General features: G+C 74.2%; 20 protein-coding genes and 2 tRNA genes. 10 read left to right on the top strand and 12 right to left on the bottom strand.

From position 1 onward, the window contains the following. Positions 1 to 329: 329 nt before the first annotated feature. Positions 330 to 1,622 carry an Ig-like domain-containing protein gene (locus tag ACWENR_RS04815; protein ID WP_452275721.1) on the top strand — a complete coding sequence of 431 codons (1,293 nt, stop codon included), beginning with the start codon at positions 330 to 332 and terminating at the stop codon, positions 1,620 to 1,622. 50 nt (positions 1,623 to 1,672) lie between these two features. On the opposite strand, the gene ACWENR_RS04810 is transcribed toward ACWENR_RS04815, so the two are convergent. Continuing rightward, a tRNA-His gene (locus tag ACWENR_RS04810) sits at positions 1,673 to 1,745 on the bottom strand. A 112-nt stretch (positions 1,746 to 1,857) separates the two neighbouring features. Further along, complete coding sequence (gene orn, locus ACWENR_RS04805; RefSeq protein WP_452275720.1) at positions 1,858 to 2,448, bottom strand: oligoribonuclease; 591 nt, start codon at positions 2,446 to 2,448, stop codon at positions 1,858 to 1,860. Between the two features lie 75 nt (positions 2,449 to 2,523). On the opposite strand from orn, the gene ACWENR_RS04800 reads away from it, so the two are divergent. Beyond that, the gene (locus tag ACWENR_RS04800) at positions 2,524 to 3,789 is read left to right on the top strand and encodes a glycosyltransferase family 87 protein (protein WP_452275719.1); all 1,266 of its coding nucleotides are present in this window, start codon (positions 2,524 to 2,526) and stop codon (positions 3,787 to 3,789) included. Positions 3,790 to 4,110: 321 nt separating this feature from the next. On the opposite strand, the gene ACWENR_RS04795 is transcribed toward ACWENR_RS04800, so the two are convergent. The 4 genes from ACWENR_RS04795 to ACWENR_RS04780 form a co-directional block, all read right to left on the bottom strand. After that, positions 4,111 to 5,154 (bottom strand): hypothetical protein, encoded by a 1,044-nt coding sequence (locus tag ACWENR_RS04795; protein WP_452275718.1) that lies wholly within the window; start codon positions 5,152 to 5,154, stop codon positions 4,111 to 4,113. Positions 5,155 to 5,294: 140 nt separating this feature from the next. Continuing rightward, positions 5,295 to 6,026: a YcnI family copper-binding membrane protein gene (locus ACWENR_RS04790; protein WP_452275717.1), complete on the bottom strand. Its 732-nt coding sequence runs from the start codon at positions 6,024 to 6,026 to the stop codon at positions 5,295 to 5,297. A gap of 18 nt (positions 6,027 to 6,044) precedes the next feature. Beyond that, complete coding sequence (locus ACWENR_RS04785; RefSeq protein WP_452275716.1) at positions 6,045 to 7,709, bottom strand: copper resistance CopC/CopD family protein; 1,665 nt, start codon at positions 7,707 to 7,709, stop codon at positions 6,045 to 6,047. Between the two features lie 84 nt (positions 7,710 to 7,793). Further along, positions 7,794 to 8,438 (bottom strand): zf-HC2 domain-containing protein, encoded by a 645-nt coding sequence (locus ACWENR_RS04780; protein WP_452275715.1) that lies wholly within the window; start codon positions 8,436 to 8,438, stop codon positions 7,794 to 7,796. A gap of 107 nt (positions 8,439 to 8,545) precedes the next feature. Between ACWENR_RS04780 and ACWENR_RS04775 the strand changes: the two genes are divergently transcribed. Genes ACWENR_RS04775 through ACWENR_RS04760 form a run of 4 tightly spaced genes read left to right on the top strand, consistent with a single transcriptional unit; the run spans position 8,546 to position 11,489 of the window. After that, positions 8,546 to 9,136 (top strand): sigma-70 family RNA polymerase sigma factor, encoded by a 591-nt coding sequence (locus ACWENR_RS04775; protein WP_452275714.1) that lies wholly within the window; start codon positions 8,546 to 8,548, stop codon positions 9,134 to 9,136. A 43-nt stretch (positions 9,137 to 9,179) separates the two neighbouring features. Then, the gene (locus tag ACWENR_RS04770; RefSeq protein WP_452275713.1) at positions 9,180 to 9,704 is read left to right on the top strand and encodes a MauE/DoxX family redox-associated membrane protein; all 525 of its coding nucleotides are present in this window, start codon (positions 9,180 to 9,182) and stop codon (positions 9,702 to 9,704) included. Then, complete coding sequence (locus ACWENR_RS04765) at positions 9,697 to 10,413, top strand: DsbA family protein (protein ID WP_452275712.1); 717 nt, start codon at positions 9,697 to 9,699, stop codon at positions 10,411 to 10,413. Before ACWENR_RS04770 ends, ACWENR_RS04765 begins: the two co-directional genes overlap by 8 nt. Further along, the gene (locus ACWENR_RS04760; RefSeq protein WP_452275711.1) at positions 10,410 to 11,489 is read left to right on the top strand and encodes a hypothetical protein; all 1,080 of its coding nucleotides are present in this window, start codon (positions 10,410 to 10,412) and stop codon (positions 11,487 to 11,489) included. Before ACWENR_RS04765 ends, ACWENR_RS04760 begins: the two co-directional genes overlap by 4 nt. 150 nt (positions 11,490 to 11,639) lie before the next feature. Here ACWENR_RS04760 and ACWENR_RS04755 read toward each other — a convergent pair whose 3' ends face one another. The 4 genes from ACWENR_RS04755 to ACWENR_RS04740 are packed head-to-tail and all read right to left on the bottom strand — an operon-like array spanning position 11,640 to position 14,280. Then, on the bottom strand, positions 11,640 to 12,401 hold the full coding sequence (locus ACWENR_RS04755) for an energy-coupling factor ABC transporter ATP-binding protein (RefSeq protein WP_452275710.1): 762 nt from the start codon (positions 12,399 to 12,401) through the stop codon (positions 11,640 to 11,642). Continuing rightward, positions 12,398 to 13,168, bottom strand: a complete 771-nt coding sequence (gene cbiQ, locus ACWENR_RS04750; protein ID WP_452275709.1) for a cobalt ECF transporter T component CbiQ — start codon at positions 13,166 to 13,168, stop codon at positions 12,398 to 12,400. Before cbiQ ends, ACWENR_RS04755 begins: the two co-directional genes overlap by 4 nt. Before the next feature lie 6 nt (positions 13,169 to 13,174). Further along, positions 13,175 to 13,567, bottom strand: a complete 393-nt coding sequence (locus tag ACWENR_RS04745; protein ID WP_452275708.1) for a PDGLE domain-containing protein — start codon at positions 13,565 to 13,567, stop codon at positions 13,175 to 13,177. Next, positions 13,564 to 14,280: an energy-coupling factor ABC transporter permease gene (locus tag ACWENR_RS04740; RefSeq protein ID WP_452275707.1), complete on the bottom strand. Its 717-nt coding sequence runs from the start codon at positions 14,278 to 14,280 to the stop codon at positions 13,564 to 13,566. Before ACWENR_RS04740 ends, ACWENR_RS04745 begins: the two co-directional genes overlap by 4 nt. Before the next feature lie 214 nt (positions 14,281 to 14,494). Here ACWENR_RS04740 and bcp point away from each other — a divergent pair, with 214 nt between their 5' ends. The 3 genes from bcp to ACWENR_RS04725 all read left to right on the top strand — a co-directional run bounded on the left by bcp (position 14,495) and on the right by ACWENR_RS04725 (position 15,762). After that, the gene (gene bcp / locus ACWENR_RS04735) at positions 14,495 to 14,971 is read left to right on the top strand and encodes a thioredoxin-dependent thiol peroxidase (RefSeq protein WP_452275706.1); all 477 of its coding nucleotides are present in this window, start codon (positions 14,495 to 14,497) and stop codon (positions 14,969 to 14,971) included. Between the two features lie 76 nt (positions 14,972 to 15,047). Next, positions 15,048 to 15,130 (top strand) — tRNA-Leu (locus tag ACWENR_RS04730). Positions 15,131 to 15,222: 92 nt separating this feature from the next. Beyond that, on the top strand, positions 15,223 to 15,762 hold the full coding sequence (locus tag ACWENR_RS04725; protein WP_452275705.1) for an N-acetyltransferase family protein: 540 nt from the start codon (positions 15,223 to 15,225) through the stop codon (positions 15,760 to 15,762). A gap of 192 nt (positions 15,763 to 15,954) precedes the next feature. Here the strand turns inward: ACWENR_RS04725 and ACWENR_RS04720 are convergent, their stop codons facing one another. Both ACWENR_RS04720 and ACWENR_RS04715 read right to left on the bottom strand, forming a co-directional pair. Next, complete coding sequence (locus ACWENR_RS04720) at positions 15,955 to 16,773, bottom strand: MOSC domain-containing protein (RefSeq protein WP_452275704.1); 819 nt, start codon at positions 16,771 to 16,773, stop codon at positions 15,955 to 15,957. 4 nt (positions 16,774 to 16,777) lie between these two features. Further along, entirely contained in the window at positions 16,778 to 17,611 is an 834-nt protein-coding gene (locus tag ACWENR_RS04715) for a CmcI family methyltransferase (protein WP_452275703.1), read from the bottom strand. A 117-nt stretch (positions 17,612 to 17,728) separates the two neighbouring features. On the opposite strand from ACWENR_RS04715, the gene ACWENR_RS04710 reads away from it, so the two are divergent. Then, the gene (locus tag ACWENR_RS04710) at positions 17,729 to 18,805 is read left to right on the top strand and encodes an LCP family protein (RefSeq protein ID WP_452275702.1); all 1,077 of its coding nucleotides are present in this window, start codon (positions 17,729 to 17,731) and stop codon (positions 18,803 to 18,805) included. The last annotated feature ends 239 nt before the right edge of the window (positions 18,806 to 19,044 follow it).

Here is a 19,044-nt window from a genome sequence, read left to right as displayed (position 1 = left end):
CCGGTGCCCGTGGGGGGCGGGGGGCCGGTGTTCTGACGTCCGCCCGCCCGACGCCCGGGCGACCGGCCCGCGCCTCGCGGGCCGGTCGCCGCGTTTCCGGCGCGCGCACGCCGGCGGGCGGACGCCGGCGCGCGGACCCGGGGTGGCGCCGCGCGGCAAGGCGGGACCGCGGCCGGACGAAGCCGAGTCCGTCTCGCGAAAAGCCCCGATTTTATCAACATCCGGACAGGTTGCCTGGCGTGTTTCGGTTCACCTTCAGGAACGGGTACCTGTCCCGGTGCGTCAGTGAGGGACGATGGGCAATCGGGGACCACGACTGTGAGGGAATCATGCGAGCTGTCCAGGACCAGCTGATCCGGCGCGGGGGCGACCGGCGGGGTGGGCGACGCCGCGGGTTCGCGGCGGCGGTGCTCGCCGCGACACTCGCCCTGACCGCCGCCTGCACCGACGGGGGTGGGGGCAAGCCCTCCGGCTGGCAGGACGGCGGCCAGCCGGCCGCGCCGAAGGCCGCGGCGACCATCGTCGAGCCCAAGGCCGACGCGAAGGACGTGCCCGCCTCGACCGGCATCACCTTCACCACGAAGGACGCCCAGGAGACCGCCGTCGAGCTGAAGGACTCGGCCGGCGAGGCCGTCGAGGGCAAGCTGACGGCCGACGGGAAGAGCTGGCTGCCGGCCGGCGCGCTGAAGTACGGCGAGACGTACACCGCCACCGTCACCGCGACCGGCGAGGACGGCCGGCCCGCCACGGCCACCAGCAGCTTCACCACCATGGCGAAGCCCGGCAGGCAGGTCCGGGTCAGCAGCTTCCTCGGCGACGACCAGGTGGTGGGCATCGGCATGCCCCTGATCGTCAAGTTCAGCCGGGCCATTCCGGAGGACTACCGCGACGACGTCCAGAGCCGGATGACGGTCACCTCCACGCCGGCCCAGGAGGGCATCTGGCACTGGGTCAGCCCGACGGAGATCCGCTACCGCCCCAAGGAGTTCTGGCAGGCCGGCAGCAAGGTCTCCTACCGCGTCCAGGCGGGCGGCCTGCCGCTGGGCGACGGCTGGTACGGCCGCGCAGACCTCAGCGTCGACATCAAGGTCGGCGCCGCGCTGATCATGACGGTGGACAACAAGACCAAGCGGATGACCGTCACGAAGAACGGCTCCGTGATCAAGACCATCCCGGTCAGCCTCGGCAAGAAGAGCACCCCGTCGTCCAGCGGCACGATGGTGGTGATCGAGAAGCTGCGCAAGACGGTCTTCGACACCTTCGACGAGCTGGGTCCGGAGGAGGGCTACCGCACGAAGATCGACTACGCCCAGCGGCTCACCTGGGGCGGCGAGTTCATCCACGCGGCGCCCTGGTCGGAGGGGCAGCAGGGCCAGGTGAACGTCTCGCACGGCTGCGTGAACGTCTCGATGGCCAACGGGGCCTGGCTGTTCGCCAACACCCGCATCGGTGACCCGATCACCGTCAAGGGCACCGAGCGCAGGCTCCAGAACGGCAACGGCTGGACCGACTGGAACATGAGCTGGGAGGAGTACGTCAAGGGCAGCGCCCTGCCGTACGAGCCGGCGACCGAGGCGGACCCGGACGTGAGCGCCGAGCCCGAGGTCACCCCGACCTCCTGAGCCCGCAACGCCGAAGGCCCCCTCTGCGAGGAGGGGGCCTTCGTCAACCGGGTGACTGATGGGAATTGAACCCACGACAACCGGGACCACAACCCGGTGCTCTGCCAACTGAGCTACAGCCACCATGCCGTTCACACCCGATGGATCCACACCCGGTCGATCGCCCCGGGCGGGGTGCGGACCAATAATAGCCCCACCCCGACCCGCCGCGTCCAGCGGGTTGTCCCGGCCGCCGCTACAGCTGCGCGGCGATCGCCTTGGCGGTCTCCACGTCGGGCCCGGGCAGCGGCACGAAGACCGTCCGCCGGTAGTACTCCAGCTCCCGGATGCTCTCCCGGATGTCTGCGAGCGCCCGGTGCGCGAGCCCCTTCTGCGGCTGCCCGAAGTACACGCGCGGGTACCAGCGGCGGCACAGCTCCTTGATCGAGGAGACGTCGATCATCCGGTAGTGCAGGTGCGCGTCGAGGCGCGGCATGTCCCGGCCGATGAAGCCCCGGTCGGTGGCGATGGAGTTGCCGCACAGCGGCGCGGTGCGCGGATCCTTGACGTGACTGGTGACGTAGTCGAGGACCATCTCCTCGGCCTGGGCCAGGGTCACCGTCGAGCGCCGCACCTCCTCGGTCAGCCCCGACTTGCCGTGCATCGTCCGGACGATCTCCGGCATCGCCTCCAGCGCCGCCTCGTCGGCGTGGATCACCACGTCGACGCCCTCCCCGAGCACGTTGAGATCGGGATCGGTGACGAGCGCGGCGACCTCGATCAGCTTGTCCCTGCCGAGGTCCAACCCGGTCATCTCACAGTCGATCCAGACGAGAAGATCAGCCACCGGCCCAGCCTACGCGCAGCCCCGACGGCCGCGCGCCCGCGCACCGTGGCCCGGCCCGACCGTTAGGGTTTCCCCGTGCCAGCCGAACCCGTCGCACCGCCCGCCGTCACCGACGACGCCGGCGGCCGTACGGTTCGTCGGCTCGTCGCCGTGCTGGCGCTGGCCGCCGTGCTGCCGGCGCTCTACCTGCCCGGCCTGGTGCACGACTTCTTCGACCTGAAGATCTACATGCGGGCGATGGACTGGTGGGCGGCCGGCAACCCGCTCTACGACTACGCCCAGCCCGATCGCGTCCAGGGCGAGCTCTACTTCACCTATCCGCCGTTCAGCGCGCTGCTGCTGCGCCCGTTCGCGCTGCTGCCGCTGGGCGTCACCGTGGCGATCTTCACGGCGCTGACCGTGCTCGCCGTGGTGGTGACCACCCGCTGGCTGCTGGCGCCGGTGATCGCCCGGCACGACCTGCCCCGTGTGTTCACGCTCACTCTCGCCGTCCTGCTGGTGCTGGCCGTGGAGAGCACCCGCGAGACGATCACCTTCGGTCAGATCAACATGCTGCTGGTCGTGCTGATCCTGGGCGACCTGCTCTTCGCCGTACCCCGGGCGCGCCGCTGGGCCGGGGTGGGCGTCGGGCTGGCGACGGCGCTCAAGCTCTTCCCGGGCATCTTCATCGTCTACCTGCTGGCCACCCGGCGCTGGCGGGCGGCGGCGGTGGCGAGCGCGACGGCGGCCACCGCCACCCTGCTCGCCGCGGCGGTCGCGCCGCGCGACTCGTGGCGGTTCTGGACCCACGAGCTGTGGGCCACCGACCGGGTCGGGCGCACGGACTACACCGGCAACCAGTCGCTGTTCGGGCTGCTCAGCCGCATCACCGCGCCCGAGAAGCCGGGCCAACTGCTCTGGCTGCTGCTGGTGGCGGTCGTCGCCGGGTACGGGCTGTGGCGGGCGGCGCGGGCCGCGCGGGCCGGCGACCCGCTCGCCGGGCTCGCCCTCACCGGGCTGGTCGGCGCGCTGGTCAGCCCCATCACCTGGACCCATCACATCTACTGGTTCATCCCCGCCGTGGTGGTGCTGGCGGACGCGGCGCTGGCCGTCGACCCCGCCACCGAGGGTGGCGTCCGCCGCCGCAACGCACTGGCCGCGCTCGCGATCGGCACGACCCTGCTGATCGTGTACGGCGTGGTGACCTTCTACGACTGGGGGGTCGGTCCGGCGCGCACCGACTCGCCGGGCGAGTTCCTGACGCGCAACACGTACGTGCTGCTGAGCCTGCTGCTGCTGGTGACGCTGCCGGTGCGGCGCGGGCCGGGAAAGTCGCGCCAAATGGACAGTCTTCCCGAGTAGCCCCCTTCACCGCTAATCTGGTCGCAACTACCTCAGATGTCTCTCGGGTAGCACCGATCCCCCGGTGAAGGCGGCCCTCCGCGTCGGCAGCGCGGAGGGCCGCTCGCCGTCCCCCGCCTCTTCGCCGTCGCGAACCACGCGCCGCCGCCGAAGGGCGGTGCCGCCGGAGGGCGGTGCCGCCGCCCGGGCGACCGCCGGACGCCGTCGGCGTGGGCCCGGGAATTACGGACACCGTCGGCACCGTCCGGGAGCCGGACGCCGTCAGCACGGGAAGCCCGGCAACCACGGACACCGTCGGCACCGTCCGGGAGCCGGGCGCCGTCAGCGGGCAGCGTCCGGGGACTCCGGGACGGCGGGGCGGAGCCGGCCCTCGGCCGGGACCGGCACAGTCGTCTCCTCGGGGACCGGCGGAGTCGTGCCCTCCGGGGCCGCCGGCGGCCAGGCGAGGCTGAGGCTCACCCCGGGCGGCCGGAGCGCGGGATCGTCGCCGGCGAGGTCGGCGAGGGTCGCGGGCCGGCGCGCGGGCACCGGCCCGATCGCCGGCCGGGACCCGCCGGGGCCGGCGCCGACCGAGGCGAGCTGGCGCCCGACGGCCCGCGACCGGTCGCTGTCCCGGGTCGGCTGGGCGCCCAGCCCGCTGAGCGAGGTCACGCCGAGCCGCCCGGCCAGCACCGGCACCTGGTCCGGTTCGACCACGAAGACCACCTCGCGTGGGCGCACCGGGCGCAGCAGGAGCAGCACGGCGAGCGCCACCGTCAACGCCCCGCCGGCCAGCAGGGCGGCGGTCGCCTGGGCGGTCCACCCGGCACGCAACTCCGCCCGCAGTTCCAGGGTCAGGTCGGCCCGCCCGTCGGGACGCATCACGACCAGGCTCAGCCGCCGGTCGGCCAGGTCCTCCGGGGACCACTCCAGCGCGCCGGTCCCCTCGCGTACCCAGAAGGGCTGGTCGATCGGCGTGACGGCCGGCGCGGGCCCGGCGGACGGCGCGACGGGTCCCAGCCGGACCGGCAGCGGACCCCGGGCCAGGGCCACCCGCTGGACCTCGGCGTGCGGCACCGCGTCGAGCCAGCGCCGCACCTCGTCGGCGGGGGCCAGTCCGACGAAGGCGGGGCCGTCGGCCGTGCGGGCCTCCAGCCGGAGCCGGGACTGCCCGGCCCGGGTGAACGGCGCCTCCGCGCGCAGCAGCCCGTCGAGGTCCCGGACGACCACCGCGTGCCCGGGGGTGTGCACGGTCTCGAACCGGGCGCCGAAGGCCCCCGCGGAGTCGGCCTGCCGGGTGAGCATGCCCAGCACCGCGCCGGCGAGCAGCGCCGGAATCCCGATGGTCAGCAGCAGCACCCCGCCGAGCACCCGCACGAACCGCATTCGCCTCGTCCCCCTCCGTAGCCGGATACCCGGCCGACCTTACCGACGCGGGACGGCTGATCAGCGGATATCCACGGCACGGGTCCGGAAAGCAGCCGACCCGCCGGCTGCGCCGACGGGCCGGTGGACGACGCGGCGGGTCACGCCTTCGGCGTGGGCTCCCGTCGGGTCCGCGCGAACGCGAGCCCGCCGAGGAGCAGGCCGCCCGCGCCGGCGACCAGGCCGGCGACGCCGAGGCCGACGGCCAGGCCGTCGCCCTCCGCGTCGTCGTCATCGTCGTCGGCCCGCGCCGGGGCGCCGCCGGTCGGCGCGGCCGACGGCGAGGCGGCGGTGAGGGTGAGCACCGGGGCCGGGCTCTCCGGCTCCTCGCCGCCGGGGGTCGGCGCCTCGATCCAGCGCTGCACGTTGCCGTCGGAGTAGGTCTGCAACGTCTTGAAGACCATCGTGTCGACCGCCGGCAGCGGCCCCATCGAGATCGGGAACTCCTGGAACTGGCCGGGCTTCACCCCCGCGTCCCCGGTCGCCGTCCAGGTCAGCTTCGCCACGACCTCCGTGAGCTGGCTGCCGTGCACCTCGACCGGCGGGTCGACCTTGCGCTTCTCCACCGCCACCGTCCAGCCCGGCACCGGCATCGTCGACACGGAGCCGACCGGCGCGTTCTCCGGCAGCACCACCTCCACCTTCGTGGTGGCGGCCGTGTCGCTCTCGTTGGGCACGCGGAAGGCGAACCGGCCGTAGCCGCCCTGCGTCGCCTCCTGCGGGTTGACCGTGACGTGGGCCGAGGCGGGCGCCGCGAAGCCGAGTACGGCGGTGGCGACGGCGCCGAGCGCCAGGGCGGCAGCGGCGGTTGCGGTACGCCGGTGACGGATCATCTGCGTGGAGCCTTCCTGTTAGCTGATCGGCACGGTGGCGGTCACCGTGGCCTGGTCGATGTCGGACGTACGGACGGTGACGCGCAGTTGCCACTCCCCCGCCGCCGGCAGGTTGATCTCGCCGGTGGCGTGGTAGTCGGTCAACGGCAGCAGCGGGACCTCGATCGGTTCGATCCCGGCCGACGGCAGGGCGGCCGTGGCGCGCCACTCCACCACCGGCTGCGGCCGGTTGTCCTTGGTGTACGCGTAGAAGTGCACGGTGTTGTTGCCCCGCTCGGCCGGGTCCAGCTCCACCTGGAGCGAGTAGATCGGGCTGGACAGGGTCGTCGAGAAGTAGCCGGGAGACCCGCCGGCCACGTCGGATCCGGCGGTACGAGCCGGGGTGGTCTGCACCAGGGTGGCGGTGAGGCCGAGCACCACGGCCGTGATCGCCAGCTCCGCCCAGACCGCCCGGCGCATCGAGGTCGGCCGGCCGGCCGCCGTGCGGCGGCGCACCAACTGCCGGGAGTACGCGGCCACCGCGATGACCAGCGCGAACAGCCCGATCTTGCCGAGCAGCAGCCGGCCGTACGTGGTGTCGACCAGGGCCGCCGGGGTGGCGACCTCGATCAGCGCCTGGACGGTGCCGGCGAGGAGCAGCGCCGAGACGGCCAGCGCCGCCCAGCGCGACCAGATCGGCAGGATCGCGTCCAGTTCCCGCTCGTCGGCCCGGCGCAGCAAAAAGCCGGCCAGCATCACCAGCCCGCCCAGCCAGACCGCCATGCTGCCCAGGTGGACCGCGTCGACGACGACCGAGACAGCCGGGGCGGGCGAGGCCGCCGGGTGCCCGGCCAGCGGCCAGGTCAGCAGCGCCGCAGTGCCGAGGATGGCCAGGATCACCAGGTCGGCGCGGCCGACCGGCCCCGCCAGCAGCGGCCGGAGCAGGAACGCCGCCGCCGCCAACAGGCCCAGCCGCACCAGGTGCGCCGCGCCGAACGTGCTGCCCAGCACCGCGCTGAGCCCCTCGCCGGTGACGTCGAACACGCCCCCGCCGGCGGTGTAGGGCACCTGGAGCAGGACGTTCGCCACGGTGGCGAAGGCCACCAGGCCGAGCCCCGCCCAGGCCAGCCGCGCCGGGCCCCGCCGGGACAGGCGACGGGGCCACAGCACGGCGAGGACCATCGCCGAACCGACGAGCAGCAGCAGGCCGACGTAGCCGAGGTACTTGGCGACCTTGACCGCGGTGCCGACCAACGGGTCGGCCCTGCTGTCGTCACCGCTGTCCACCGGCGGCGTCGAGGGCGCGCCGACGGAGTAGGTGAACGCGCCGGAGACCGGGTGGCTGTCGGCGGAGATCACCCGGTAGCTCACCAGGTAGGTGCCGCGCCCGCCGTCCGGGTCCACCGGGATCGTGACCACGCCGCCGGAGAAGCTCGGCTCGCCCCGGTCGGCGCGCGAGCCGTCCGGCGCGATGACCCGGATCTTGCCCGGCACCTTGCGGACGGACTCGGTGAAGGTCAGCACCACCTCGACCGGCCCGCTCGACACCACGGCCGAGGCGACCGGGCTGCTGCTCGCCAGCACCGCGTGGGCGCGGGCGGGACCGGCGGGGGCGATCAGCAGGGCGACGACGGCGACCAGCAGGCCGGCGGCGGCGGTCAGCCGGGTGAACCAGCGGCGGTTGGCGACACTCATGCCGGTCATGCTCTCGGACCCGACCCCTCGACCGCGACTCCTGCCCTGCCGAACACGGCCGGAGGGCGGCGCCGCGAGGTGGCCGGCGCGTGGTCAGCCATGCCGCGCCCGCAGCCCGGTCGCCACGGGGGCGTCCGACTCGCCGCTGACCCGTCCCAGCGCCCACAGCAGCCCCGCCTGCACCACGGCGGCGAGGTGGCCGACCTCGTGCACCAGTGCGGTGGTCGAGTTGGCGATGTCGACCGCGCTGGTGCCGGCCAGGCAGACCGCCAGCACCAGCGCCACCGGCACGAACGCGCGGGCCCGCTCCGGGCGCCACGCGGCCAGCGCGAAGCCGACCGCCAGGGCCACGTCGAAGGAGGCCATCTCGCGGCTGGTGTGCGGGTCGGCGGTCACGCCGAGCCCGGCCAGCAGCACCGGCAGCGCGATCGCCAACTGCGCGACGGCGGCGACCGCGACGGCCACCCGCAGCACCTGGCGGCGCGCCCGCCGCGTCGCCGCCGCCGCATCCCGAACCGCCGCCCCGTCGGCGGCGACCGCCGCCAGCACCGAGGCCGTCAGGTCGGGCACCGCGACGGCGTGTACCCGGGCCAGCCGGGTCACCTGCTCGGCCCGGGCCAGCCAAACCCGGCAACCGGGGCAGCCGGCGGTGTGCGCGTCCAGCGCCCCCGGCGACGCCTGCGGGTCCTCGCCGTCCAGCCGCGCCGACAGCGCCGTGCGTACGTCGTCGCATGTCATGAGGGGATAGTCGGGCGGCGGACCGGAAAAGTTCCCGGCGTGGCGGAGGCCATGGAAGGGCCGAAGGACCCTGCCCCGCCCCGGCACGCCGCGTAACCTGGGTTGTCGTGATCCCCGCCCCGCGCGAGACCCCCGCAGCCGGGCCGACCGCCGCCGCGGGCCCCGCCGCGCGCGAGTCGGCGACCGGATGGGCGCTGGCCGCCCGCGACGGGGACCCCGTCGCGCAGGCGGCCTTCGTCCGGCTCACCCAGGCCGAGGTGTGGCGCTTCGCCGCCGCGCTGGTCGACCCGGACAGCGCCGACGACCTGACGCAGGAGACCTACCTGCGGGCGTTCCGGGCGCTGCCGGCCTTCGAGGGGCGATCCAGCGCCCGGACCTGGCTGCTCGGCATCGCCCGGCGGGCCTGCGCCGACCACCTGCGCACCGTCGTACGCCGCCGCCGGCTCGACGAGCGGCTCGCGGCCGACGCCCGGAGGGACCGGTCACACCCCGACCCCGCCGGTCAGCTCGGTGCCGCCGACCTGGTCCGCCGGCTCCCCGCCGAACGGCGCGGGGCGTTCGTGCTCACCCAACTGCTCGGCCTGTCGTACGCCGAGGCCGCCGCCGTGGAGGGGGTGCCGGTGGGCACCATCCGGTCCCGCGTGGCCCGCGCCCGCAACGACCTCGTCGAGGCGGTCGGCGACGCCCTCGCCGGATGAGCGGGCACGTGGCCGGGAACTTCCGCGGCGGACGCGACGACCAATGAGCGTGACCGCACCCCGCCTCCGGGCCCTCCGCTGGCCCGCCGTCCGGCCCTGGCTCGGCGTCGCCGCCCGGCTGGGTCTGGCCGCCGTGTGGCTGGTCGCCGGCGGCAGCAAGGTCGGCGACCTGGCGGCCTCCGGTCGCGCCGTCAACGCGTACGAGGTGATGCCGTACGACGTCGCCACGGTGATCGGCGCGGCGCTGCCCTTCGTGGAGCTGGCGCTGGGCGTACTCCTGCTGCTCGGGCTGGCCACCCGGTTGTCCGCCGCCGTCTCCGCGGCGCTGCTGGTGGTCTTCGTCGCGGGCATCGCCTCGGCCTGGAGCCGGGGCCTGGCGATCGACTGCGGCTGCTTCGGCAGCGGCGGCCAGCTCGCGCAGGGGCAGGCACCGAGCTACCTCCCGGAGATCCTCCGGGACCTGGGTTTCCTGGCGCTGGCCGGATTCCTGCTGATCTGGCCCCGCACCCCCGTCTCCATGGACGGCTGGCTGGCGGGGGAAGCACCCGTGGAGGACGAGGATGAGTAGTCGCAAGGGGCAGAAGGCCGCCGCGCGGGTGGTCCGCGAGCAGCTCGCCCGGGAGCAGCGGCGCAAGCGGACGCTCTGGGTCTCCGCCGCGGCGGTCACCGTCCTGGTCATCGCGGGCCTCATCGGCTGGGCCGTCTACTCCAGCCAGCGCTCCGACGACTTCACCCCGCCGACGGGCTCGAACGAGGCCGGCACCGGCGTCGTCGCCGGCTCGGGGCCCGTCACCGTCGACATCTACGAGGACTTCCTCTGCCCGGCCTGCAAGCAGTTCGAGCAGACCAGCGGCCCCACCATCGACCAGCTCATCAGCGAGGGCAAGGTCCGGGTCGTCTACCACCCGGTGGCCTACCTCAACCGCTTCTCCACCACCCAGTACTCGACCCGCTCCTCCGCGGCCTCCGGCTGCGCCGCCGAGAGCGGCCGCTACCGCGAGTACGCCAAGGCGCTCTTCGACCGGCAGCCGCCGGAGGGCGGCGCGGGGCTGAGCGACGAGGTACTGGTCGACATCGCGGCGGGCGCCGGCCTCGACCGGGACGGATTCGCGTCCTGCCTGCGGGAGGGCACCTTCAAGCCGTGGACCGAGCACGTGACCGAGGAGGCCAGCAAGGCCGGCATCACCGGCACCCCGACCATCCTGGTCGACGGCGAGGAGGTGGCCGACCGCAGCCCCGAGGGGATCAAGGCGGCGGTGGAGGCGGCCGGCCGGTGATCCGTGACCTGCTGACCCGCGCCGGCCTGGTGCTCACCGCCGCGCTGGCCGCCACGCTCGCGCTCGCCGGGCCGGCCGCCGCGCACGGCGCCGACGCCCCCGACGGCACCGACTACCGCACCGAGGTGACGGCGGTCACCCCCGCCCGCCCCGGAGTGAGCGTACGGGCGGTGGAGGCGGGCGCCCGACTGGAACTGACCAACACCGGCGACCGCGCCGTCGAGGTGCTCGGCTACTCCGGCGAGCCGTACCTGCGGGTCGGCCCCGACGGGGTGTACGAGAACCTCCGCTCCCCCGCGACGTACCTGAACCGCACCATCGCCGGGGACACGAGGCTGCCGGCCGAGGCGGATCCGGCCGCCGCGCCGCAGTGGCGGCGGGTCGACGACTCGTCCACGGTCCGCTGGCACGACCAGCGGGCGCTGTGGCGGGAGTCGGCACCGCCGCCGCAGGTGCGAGCCGCCCCCGACCGGGAGCACCGGGTGCGGGACTGGGCGGTGCCGCTGCGCGCCGACGCCGAGCCGATGGAGATCCGCGGCACGCTCGACTGGGTGCCGCCGCCGGACGCGTACGCCTGGTGGGTGGCCGCCACGCTCGGCCTGCTCGCGGTGGGCGCGCTGGGGCTGCTGCCGGCCGGGTCCGGGCCGGGCCGGCGGGCGCTGACCGGGATCGGCGGGCTACTGGTGCTCGGCGGGCTGGCGGCGGTGACGTTCACCGTGGGTCGGGAGCTCGACGCCGGCGCGCGGGGCGTCGGGGGGCTGCTGGCCGGCCTGCTCGGCGGCCAGGTGTGGGCCCTGCTGACCGGGCTCGGCGCGATCGCCGCCGGACTCTTCGCGATGGCCCGCCGGCCGGCCGCCGACTTCGCGGTGGCGCTGGCCGGGGCCTGCCTCGCGCTCTTCGCCGGGGTGGCCAACGCCGCCGTCCTCGCCCGCGCCGTCGCTCCCGTCCCCTGGTCGGCGACGACGGCCCGGATCCTGATCACCGTCGTCCTCGTCGCCGGTGCCGGCGCCACCGCCGCCGGCGCCCTCCGCCTCCACGCCACCTCCCGCCACCCCACCCCCACCCCCCTCCCCTGACCCCCACCCCCACCGCGCCCCGCGCTCGGCGATCTTGCACTTTCGGCCCTCGGAATGCGGGATATGCGGCGTTTGTCGGGGCAGTAACTGCAAGATCGCGGAATACGCGCGGGGCGGCGAGGGCGGCGAGGGCGGCGAGGGTGGCGAGGGTCAGCGGGGGGTGGGGGTGAAGCCGTAGGGCAGTTCTAGGCGGTGGCGGGACAGGAGGTCGGCGTCCGCCAGCAGGTCGGCGGTGGGGGAGTCGGCGACGATCCGGCCGGCGTCCAGGATCACCGACCGGTCGCAGAGCTCCAGCGCGTACGGCAGGTCGTGGGTGACCATCAGCAGCGTCACGGGCAGCCCGCGCAGGATCTCGGCCAGCTCGCGGCGGGCCGCCGGGTCGAGGTTCGACGACGGCTCGTCGAGGACCAGGATCTCCGGGTGCATGGCGAGCACGGTGGCCACCGCCACCCGCCGGCGCTGGCCGAAGGAGAGGTGGTGCGGGGCCCGGTCCCGGTGCTCGCCCATCCCGACCGCGGCGAGCGCCTCGTCCACCCGGGCGGCCAGTTCCGGGCCGCGCAGTCCCAGGTTGGCCGGCCCGAACGCCACGTCCTCGGCCACCGTGGGCAGGAAGAGCTGGTCGTCCGGGTCCTGGAAGACGATGCCCACCCGGCGGCGCACCTCGGCGAGCGTGGCCCGGTCCTGGCTGACCGTCAGGCCGCCGACGGTCACGCTCCCCTCGGTCGGGGTGAGGATGCCGTTGAGGTGCAGCACCAGCGTGGTCTTGCCGGCGCCGTTCGGGCCGAGCAGCGCCACCCGGTCGCCGCGCGGCACGGTCAGGTCCACCCCGTGCAGGGCGACGTGCCCGTCGGGATAGGCGTACCGGACGCCGCGGACGTCCAGGGAGACAGCGGTCTGCACGCCTCCGATCATGTCAGCACGAGCGCGGCGGCGGCGATGGTGGCCGCCAGGGCCGGCACGGTGGCCGCGACCAGCCACTGCCCGGCCGTCGCCGCGCCCGCGCCCTGCCACACGGCCGGCATCCGGCCGGCGTAGCCGCGCGACAGCATCGCCAGGTAGACCCGCTCGCCGCGTTCGAACGCGCGCAGGAAGAGCGCGCCGACGCCGGCGGCGAAACCGCGTAGCTGCCACAGGAAGCGCGGGTCGTCGCCCCGGGAGACCCGGGCCACCCGCATCCGGCGGGCCTCGCCGACCAGCACGTCCAGGTAGCGCAGCATGAACGTGGCGATCTGGGTGAGGATCTGCGGGCAGCGCAGCCGGTCCAGGCCGACGATCAGGTCGCGGGTCGTCGTGGTCGCGGCCAGCAGGAGCGACGCGAGTACGCCGAGGGTGCCCTTCGCCACGATGTTCCACGCCCCGAGCAGGCCGTCGGACGACAGGCTCAGGCCCAGCACCTCGACCCGCTCGCCGGCGCCGAGGAACGGCAGGGCGACGGCGAAGAGCACGAACGGCAGCTCGATCAGCGACCGGCTGAGCAGCCAGCCCGGACCGACCCGGGCCAGCCCGGCGACCACCGCGACCAGCACGGCGTACCCGCCGAAGGCCCAGAACGCCTCGCGCGGGGTGGCCACCACGGCGAGGGTGAAGACCACCATCGCCGCGATCTTGACCTCCGGCGGGAGCCGGTGCACCGGCGAGGCGCCCTCCCGGTACAGCACGTGCGCGTGCCCGGCGCCCATCCCCCGCTACCCCCGGTCCGTCGCGCCGGCCGGGGCGCGTTCCGGGCCGGCCGGGTCGCCGTCGCGCGGGCCGCGGCGGCGGACCAGCCAGAACGCCCCGCCGGCGACGGCGAAGGTGAGCAGCACGCCGAGGACGCCGGACAGGCCGGTGGAGAGGAAGTCGTTGTCGACCCCCGCGATGCCGTAGTCGGCCAGCGGGCCGCCGATCTCGTGTTCCCTCTCGCGCTGCGCGGGGCAGCTGCCGCCGACGATGTTGTCGTCGGCGTCGAACGTGCAGCCCTCGCGCAGCGACGAGTCCAGCCCGTCGGGGTGCGACGAGGCGAAGTTGCTGACCACCCCGGCGAGCAGCAGCGCCACCAGCAGCCCGCCGACGAGGAACCCCCAGGAACGCTTTTTCACCGGACACCTCCGACGGCCGGGACGGTGGACGCGGGCGCCGGGCGCAGCCCGCGCAGCGCGTAGACGAGGTCGGGCCGCACCTTGGCGACGGTGACCACGGTGGTCGCGGTGATGAGACCCTCGCCGACGCCGATCAGCAGGTGCACGCCGGCCATGGTGCCGGCCAGGCCCCCGAGGTTGCCGCCGAGGTCGGTGGTGCCGCCGAGCCAGTACTGGAACACGAAGCCCATGGCCGCGACCACCACGCTGAGCAGGGCAGAGACGAAGGCCGTCACGCCGAGGCCGGCCGGGGTGCGGGGCAGGACGCGCAGCAGCAGCGCGATCAGCAGGTACGCCGCGGCCGTCCCGAGCACCGCCATGTTGGTGATGTTGAGGCCCAGCATCGCCACGCCGCCGTCGCCGAAGACCAGCGCCTGCACGACGAGCACCACCGCCAGGCAGAGCGCGCCGACCCACGGGCCGACCAGCATGGCGGCGAGCGCGCCCCCGAGCAGGTGGCCGCTGACGCCGGCCGTGAAGATCGGGAAGTTGAGCATCTGCACGGCGAAGATGAAGGCGGCGACCAGTCCCGCCATCGGCGCGAGCCGGTCGTCCAGGTCGCGGCGGCCCCGCAGGACGCAGAACGTCATCGCGGCCAACGCGACGGCGGCGAAGAGCGCGGCGACGGGACCGTCGATGATCCCGTTCGAGATGTGCATCGCCAGGGTTTCCACGCGACCTCCCACGTCGGCGGGTCCGTCCGCGCCCACCGGGTCAGCCTATTTCCCGTACATCTTTGTTGCCAATACCTGGCAACAGCGGATGGCCTCGATCACGGGAGGGGGTGCGGCGTCGGCCGACGGTGCGGGCGACCGGCCGGCGGCGCGGGCGGCGACGTCGGCGCGTCGCCCGGGGCGGGCGGGCGCGGGCCGGCGGTAGGGTCGTGCCATGACCGCGCCCGACCGCCTCGCCCCCGGTGACCCCGCCCCCGACTTCAGCCTCCCCACCGACACCGGCGAGACGCTCTCGCTGGGCGACCTGCGCGGCCGCAAGGTCGTGCTGTACGCCTACCCGGCGGCGATGACGCCCGGCTGCACCAAGCAGGCCTGCGACTTCCGCGACTCGCTCGCCTCGCTCCAGGCCGCCGGCTACGAGGTCGTGGGCATCTCCCCCGACAAGCCGGAGAAGCTGGCGAAGTTCCGCGAGCGGGACGCCATCACCTTCCCGCTGGTCTCCGACGCCGACAAGTCGGTGCTCTCGGCCTACGGCGCGTACGGCGAGAAGCAGTCGTACGGCCGGACGGTGACCGGCGTGATCCGCTCGACCTTCGTGATCGACGCCGACGGGAAGATCGAGCGCGCGCTCTACAACGTGAAGGCGACCGGCCACGTCGCCAAGCTGCGCCGCGACCTCGGCCTGGACTGAGCCGTCTCACCGCCGCCGGCCCCCCGGAGGCGGGCTCGGCGGGATCGCGACCCGACGCTCTAGACTCAGCGGGTCGGCGGGAGTGGCGTAATGGCAGCCGCGGTAGGTTTAGGTCCTATTGTCCGAAAGGACGTGGGGGTTCGAATCCCCCCTCCCGCACCTTCGGGTCGACCGGCGCCCGCGCCGGGACACCACTGTCGGACGCGTCACGATCCCGGGTCGGCGTGCTCCCGCCCGGTCAGGATTGCCCGGTGAGCCTGCGTTTCGTCCTCGATCCCGAGCTGACACCCGAGCTGCGCGAGGAGATCGTCGCGCTCTGGGTCGACGTCACCAACGCCGGCGGGGCGGTCGGCTTCGTGCCGCCGGTGACCGCCGCCGAAGTCCGGCGCACCGCGGACCCGACGTTCGCCGGCGTCGCCGAGGGTCCGGACCGTCTCCTGGTCGGGTACGCGGGCGACCGCCTCGTCGCCGCGCTGGTCTTCTGCGACAACCGGTTCGCCCTCAAGGCGCACTGGTGCGTGCTGAAGCGGGTGATGGTCCACCCCGACACCCAGGGTCACGGGTACGGCCTGGCGTTGATGCGCGAGGCCGAGCGCCTCGGCCGGGAGCTGGGTCGGGAGGCGCTGCACGTGACCGTCCGGGACGGGCTGGGCCTGGACCGCTTCTACCGGCGGCTCGGCTACCGGGAGATCGGGCGGCTGCCCGGGGCGCTGCGGGTCGCCCCCGGCGACGACCGGGACGAGATCCTCATGTGGCTCGACCTGACCGCCGCCGACACGCCCGGACGCTGATCCGCCGACACGCACCGGACCGCCATCGGCACGCGCCCAGACACCGATCCGGCGACGCGCACCGTACCGCCGCCGTCAACACGCTCAGACGCCGATCCGGCGACACGCACCGGACCGCCGCCACGCCGGCCTCTGGTCGCCGGCGGCGGCAGGGGACGCACGCTCTTCGCCGGATCCGGGGCGGGCGGCCGGTCAGCCCGTGACGACCACCTCGTCGCCGAGCCGGACGACGCCGGTCTCCTCGGGGACGAGGTGCAGTCCGAAGAGGAGCTTCCGCCCGATGTTGCGGTGCCGGGCCAGGGTGCGCAGCGGCTCCTTCCCCTTCGTCCCGGTCTCCTGGTCGGTGGTGGTGACCACGCAGCGCTCGCAGGGCCCGGCGGCGCGGAGGCGGACCCCGCCGACACGCAGGGGGCGACCGGCCCAGGCATCCTCCGCCCAGGCCGCCGGGCCGTCCACCACCAGGTTCGGCCGGAACCGTGCCATCGGCACCGGCTCCTCCCCGGCGTCGGCGAGCCACCCGTTGAGCGCGTCGAGGGAGGCGACGGTGGTCAGCAGCAGCGGGTAGGCGTCGGCGAAGTTGACCTGGTCGCCGGTGTCGTACCTCCGGTCGCCGGAGGGGATGTGCCGGCTCGGCCGCGCGAGCCAGACCAGGCGGGCCGGGCGGCCGAGGAACGCGGCGACCCAGGCGTCCGCCGCCGGCCCGGCGGGCAGCGCGGGCACGGGGTGCGGTCGGCCGCGGAAGGTGCGCACCGGGACCGGCTCGCCGGCCGCCGGCTCCGGCACGTCGAGGTCGGGGCGGCCCCGGGCGCGCAGCAGCAGGGCGCCGTCGCGGCCCACCGCGCGGAGCCCGGTCAGCCCGGGCGCCTCGCGCTGGGTGATGCCGACGCCGTGGGCGTCGACGATCATCCAGCGCCGGTCGCCCGCCAGGCCCCAGGGGAGCACGCGGGCGTCGTCGTGGTCGAGCCGGTGACAGCCCTTGACGGGGTACGTGTGGATCGCGGTCAGCCGCACCCGGTCACCATGCCACCCCGATGCCGTCTCCGGGGTACCAGTGGTTGGCCGGGGTCTCCCGGTAGGCGAGGAACCGGCGGCCGGTGCGCTCGGCGTGCTCGGCGAGGACGTTGGTGGCGGTGACGTTGTCGGTCAGCAGCATCGCGCCGGGCGCGAGCCTGCCCTCGACGGCCTCGAACTCGCGCTTCTCGTGGGCCCGGCTGTGGTCGCTGTCGTGCAGGAAGAGGTCGACGGGCCGGTCCAGCGCGGCGATGGAGGCGATGGAGTCGCCGATGACCAGGTCGACCACCTCGGACCAGGGCGCGGCCTTGGCGAGGTACCCCGCCTCGGGGTTGATGTCCAGCGAGGTGACCCGGCCGGGGTGCCCGTCGGCGGCGTTGCGCAGCAGCGCGGCGGCCAGGACGCAACTGCCGAGTCCCTTGTCGACACCGGTCTCCACGACGTGCCCCGGTCGGGTGGCGCGGACGATCGCGTACCAGCCGATCCGCCGGGCGTAGCGGACGTGCCGGTCGGCGAGGCCGCGGCGGGCCGCGCCGGCGGTGGCGGACTCGATGTGCGAGCGCAGCGCGTCGTCCGACTCGATCTCGTCGAAGTACGCGCGGACCTGCTTGACGGGGACGTCGCAGACGACGCTGACGAACCAGGCCAGGTGGTGCCGGCTCAGCTTGGTCAGGTCGTACGTGTAGTTGTGGTGCTCCCGAGAGGTGACCAGCCACCGGGCGGACGCGCGCAGCACCTTGGCGTCGTGGCGGGCGACCCGGGCCAGGCGCTTGGGGAAGGCGGCGACGGGGGCGAGCGGGGTGCGGGCGATGGCCCGCCGGAGCTTCGTTGCGTCCACGAGAGGGTTCTACCAGGAGAAGGGAGGCAGAGGTGAGGGAACTTTCGGTCGAGCGGCTGACCGGACCGGCACGGACGGGGGTACGCGCGCGGGAACCGGGATAAGTAGCATCACGCCATGCCCCATCGCCAGTCGTACGCGGAGCCCGAGACCGAGCCTCTCGACCTCTCCCCCACAGGGGAGCAGGCGACCGGCAGGCGCCGGCGGCGGCGTCCACGTCCGCGGTGGCAACGCGTCGTCCTGATCACGATCGTGGTGTTGGCGGTGCTCGGCGGCGGCGGACTGATCGCCGGCGGGCTCTACCTCCGATCCGTGGAGTCCGACATCGAGCGTGTCGACGCCTTCGGAGGTGTGCCGGAGGAGTCCCGCCCGGAGGTCGTGGCGAAGGGCGCCATGAACATCATGATCCTGGGGAGCGACTCTCGCGACCCGGAGAGCAGCTCCGGCTCCCGGACCGACACGATCATCCTGGCCCACCTACCGAAGGACCGGTCGAGCGCTCAGCTCATCTCCATCCCCCGCGACACCTGGGTCAGCGTGCCCAAGTCCCCGCAGGGGCGCGGCGGCCGGGACGCGAAGATCAACGCCTCGTACGCGTGGGGCGGCGTCCCGCTGATGGTGCAGACCGTCGAGAAGTTCACCGGCGTACGGGTGGACCACGTGACGATGGTCGACTTCGCCGGCTTCAAGGAGATCGTCGACGCCTTGGGCGGCATCGAGATCACGGTCGACAAGGGCTTCACCTCGACCCACTCGCTCAACCCCGACGGTCGGCGGGAGTTCGTGGCGGGCCCGCAGACCATGGACGGGGCTGCCGCGCTCGACTACGCGAGGGAGCGTTACGCCTTTGCCGACGGCGACTTCAGGCGGATCAAGCATCAGCAGCAGGTGATCAAGGCGATCCTGGACAAGGCTGCCACCGGCGGTGTGCTCGCCAATCCCGCGAAGCTGAACTCGTTCGTGAAGGCCACGACGAACGCAGTAGCGGTGGACGAGTCAATGTCCCTGCTGGACCTGGCAATGGAGCTCCGCCACCTGCGCAGCGGCAACCTGGGGTTTTTCACCTGCCCTACGAAGGGGACGGGCCGCATGGGCAGCGAGAGCGTCGTACTGGCCGACACGCAGAGGGCCAAGCGCCTCTTCGACGCCGTCCGCCGCGACGCGGTGCCGGAGATCCTGTCCGCCGCAAAGTAGGACCAGGAACTGGCTCGCCGGCTATGGTGCCGCGTTCGGCCTGGTCATATCCTGCGGTCGCCCTGTGAGTCATGTTCGTGACCACGAGGCGTCCACGGGGAAAGGTCGACCATGTCAAGCCAACCGGCGACTGATCATGCTGCGTCCCCGCCACACCTCGGCGGGTCGGCTGCGCGGACGTTCGCCCCACAGCAGGACAGCGTCGGTGGCGAAGGTTCCACGAACCGGCTGCCCACCGG

It is taken from the genome of Micromonospora sp. NPDC004336, assembly GCF_053602615.1.
The sequence above is the reverse complement of the archived record's forward strand: the minus strand, read 5'-3'. Positions and strand labels throughout refer to the sequence as shown.

What these genes read in the sequence shown, in the direction of transcription:
- ACWENR_RS04815 (WP_452275721.1), top strand. Translation starts at nt 330, where the DNA reads ATGCGAGCTGTCCAGGACCAGCTGATCCGGCGCGGGGGCGACCGGCGG.
- ACWENR_RS04795 (WP_452275718.1), bottom strand. Translation starts at nt 5,154, where the DNA reads ATGCGGTTCGTGCGGGTGCTCGGCGGGGTGCTGCTGCTGACCATCGGG.
- ACWENR_RS04790 (WP_452275717.1), bottom strand. Translation starts at nt 6,026, where the DNA reads ATGATCCGTCACCGGCGTACCGCAACCGCCGCTGCCGCCCTGGCGCTC.
- ACWENR_RS04785 (WP_452275716.1), bottom strand. Translation starts at nt 7,709, where the DNA reads ATGACCGGCATGAGTGTCGCCAACCGCCGCTGGTTCACCCGGCTGACC.
- ACWENR_RS04780 (WP_452275715.1), bottom strand. Translation starts at nt 8,438, where the DNA reads ATGACATGCGACGACGTACGCACGGCGCTGTCGGCGCGGCTGGACGGC.
- ACWENR_RS04770 (WP_452275713.1), top strand. Translation starts at nt 9,180, where the DNA reads ATGAGCGTGACCGCACCCCGCCTCCGGGCCCTCCGCTGGCCCGCCGTC.
- ACWENR_RS04765 (WP_452275712.1), top strand. Translation starts at nt 9,697, where the DNA reads ATGAGTAGTCGCAAGGGGCAGAAGGCCGCCGCGCGGGTGGTCCGCGAG.
- ACWENR_RS04755 (WP_452275710.1), bottom strand. Translation starts at nt 12,401, where the DNA reads ATGATCGGAGGCGTGCAGACCGCTGTCTCCCTGGACGTCCGCGGCGTC.
- cbiQ (WP_452275709.1), bottom strand. Translation starts at nt 13,168, where the DNA reads ATGGGCGCCGGGCACGCGCACGTGCTGTACCGGGAGGGCGCCTCGCCG.
- bcp (WP_452275706.1), top strand. Translation starts at nt 14,495, where the DNA reads ATGACCGCGCCCGACCGCCTCGCCCCCGGTGACCCCGCCCCCGACTTC.
- ACWENR_RS04710 (WP_452275702.1), top strand. Translation starts at nt 17,729, where the DNA reads ATGCCCCATCGCCAGTCGTACGCGGAGCCCGAGACCGAGCCTCTCGAC.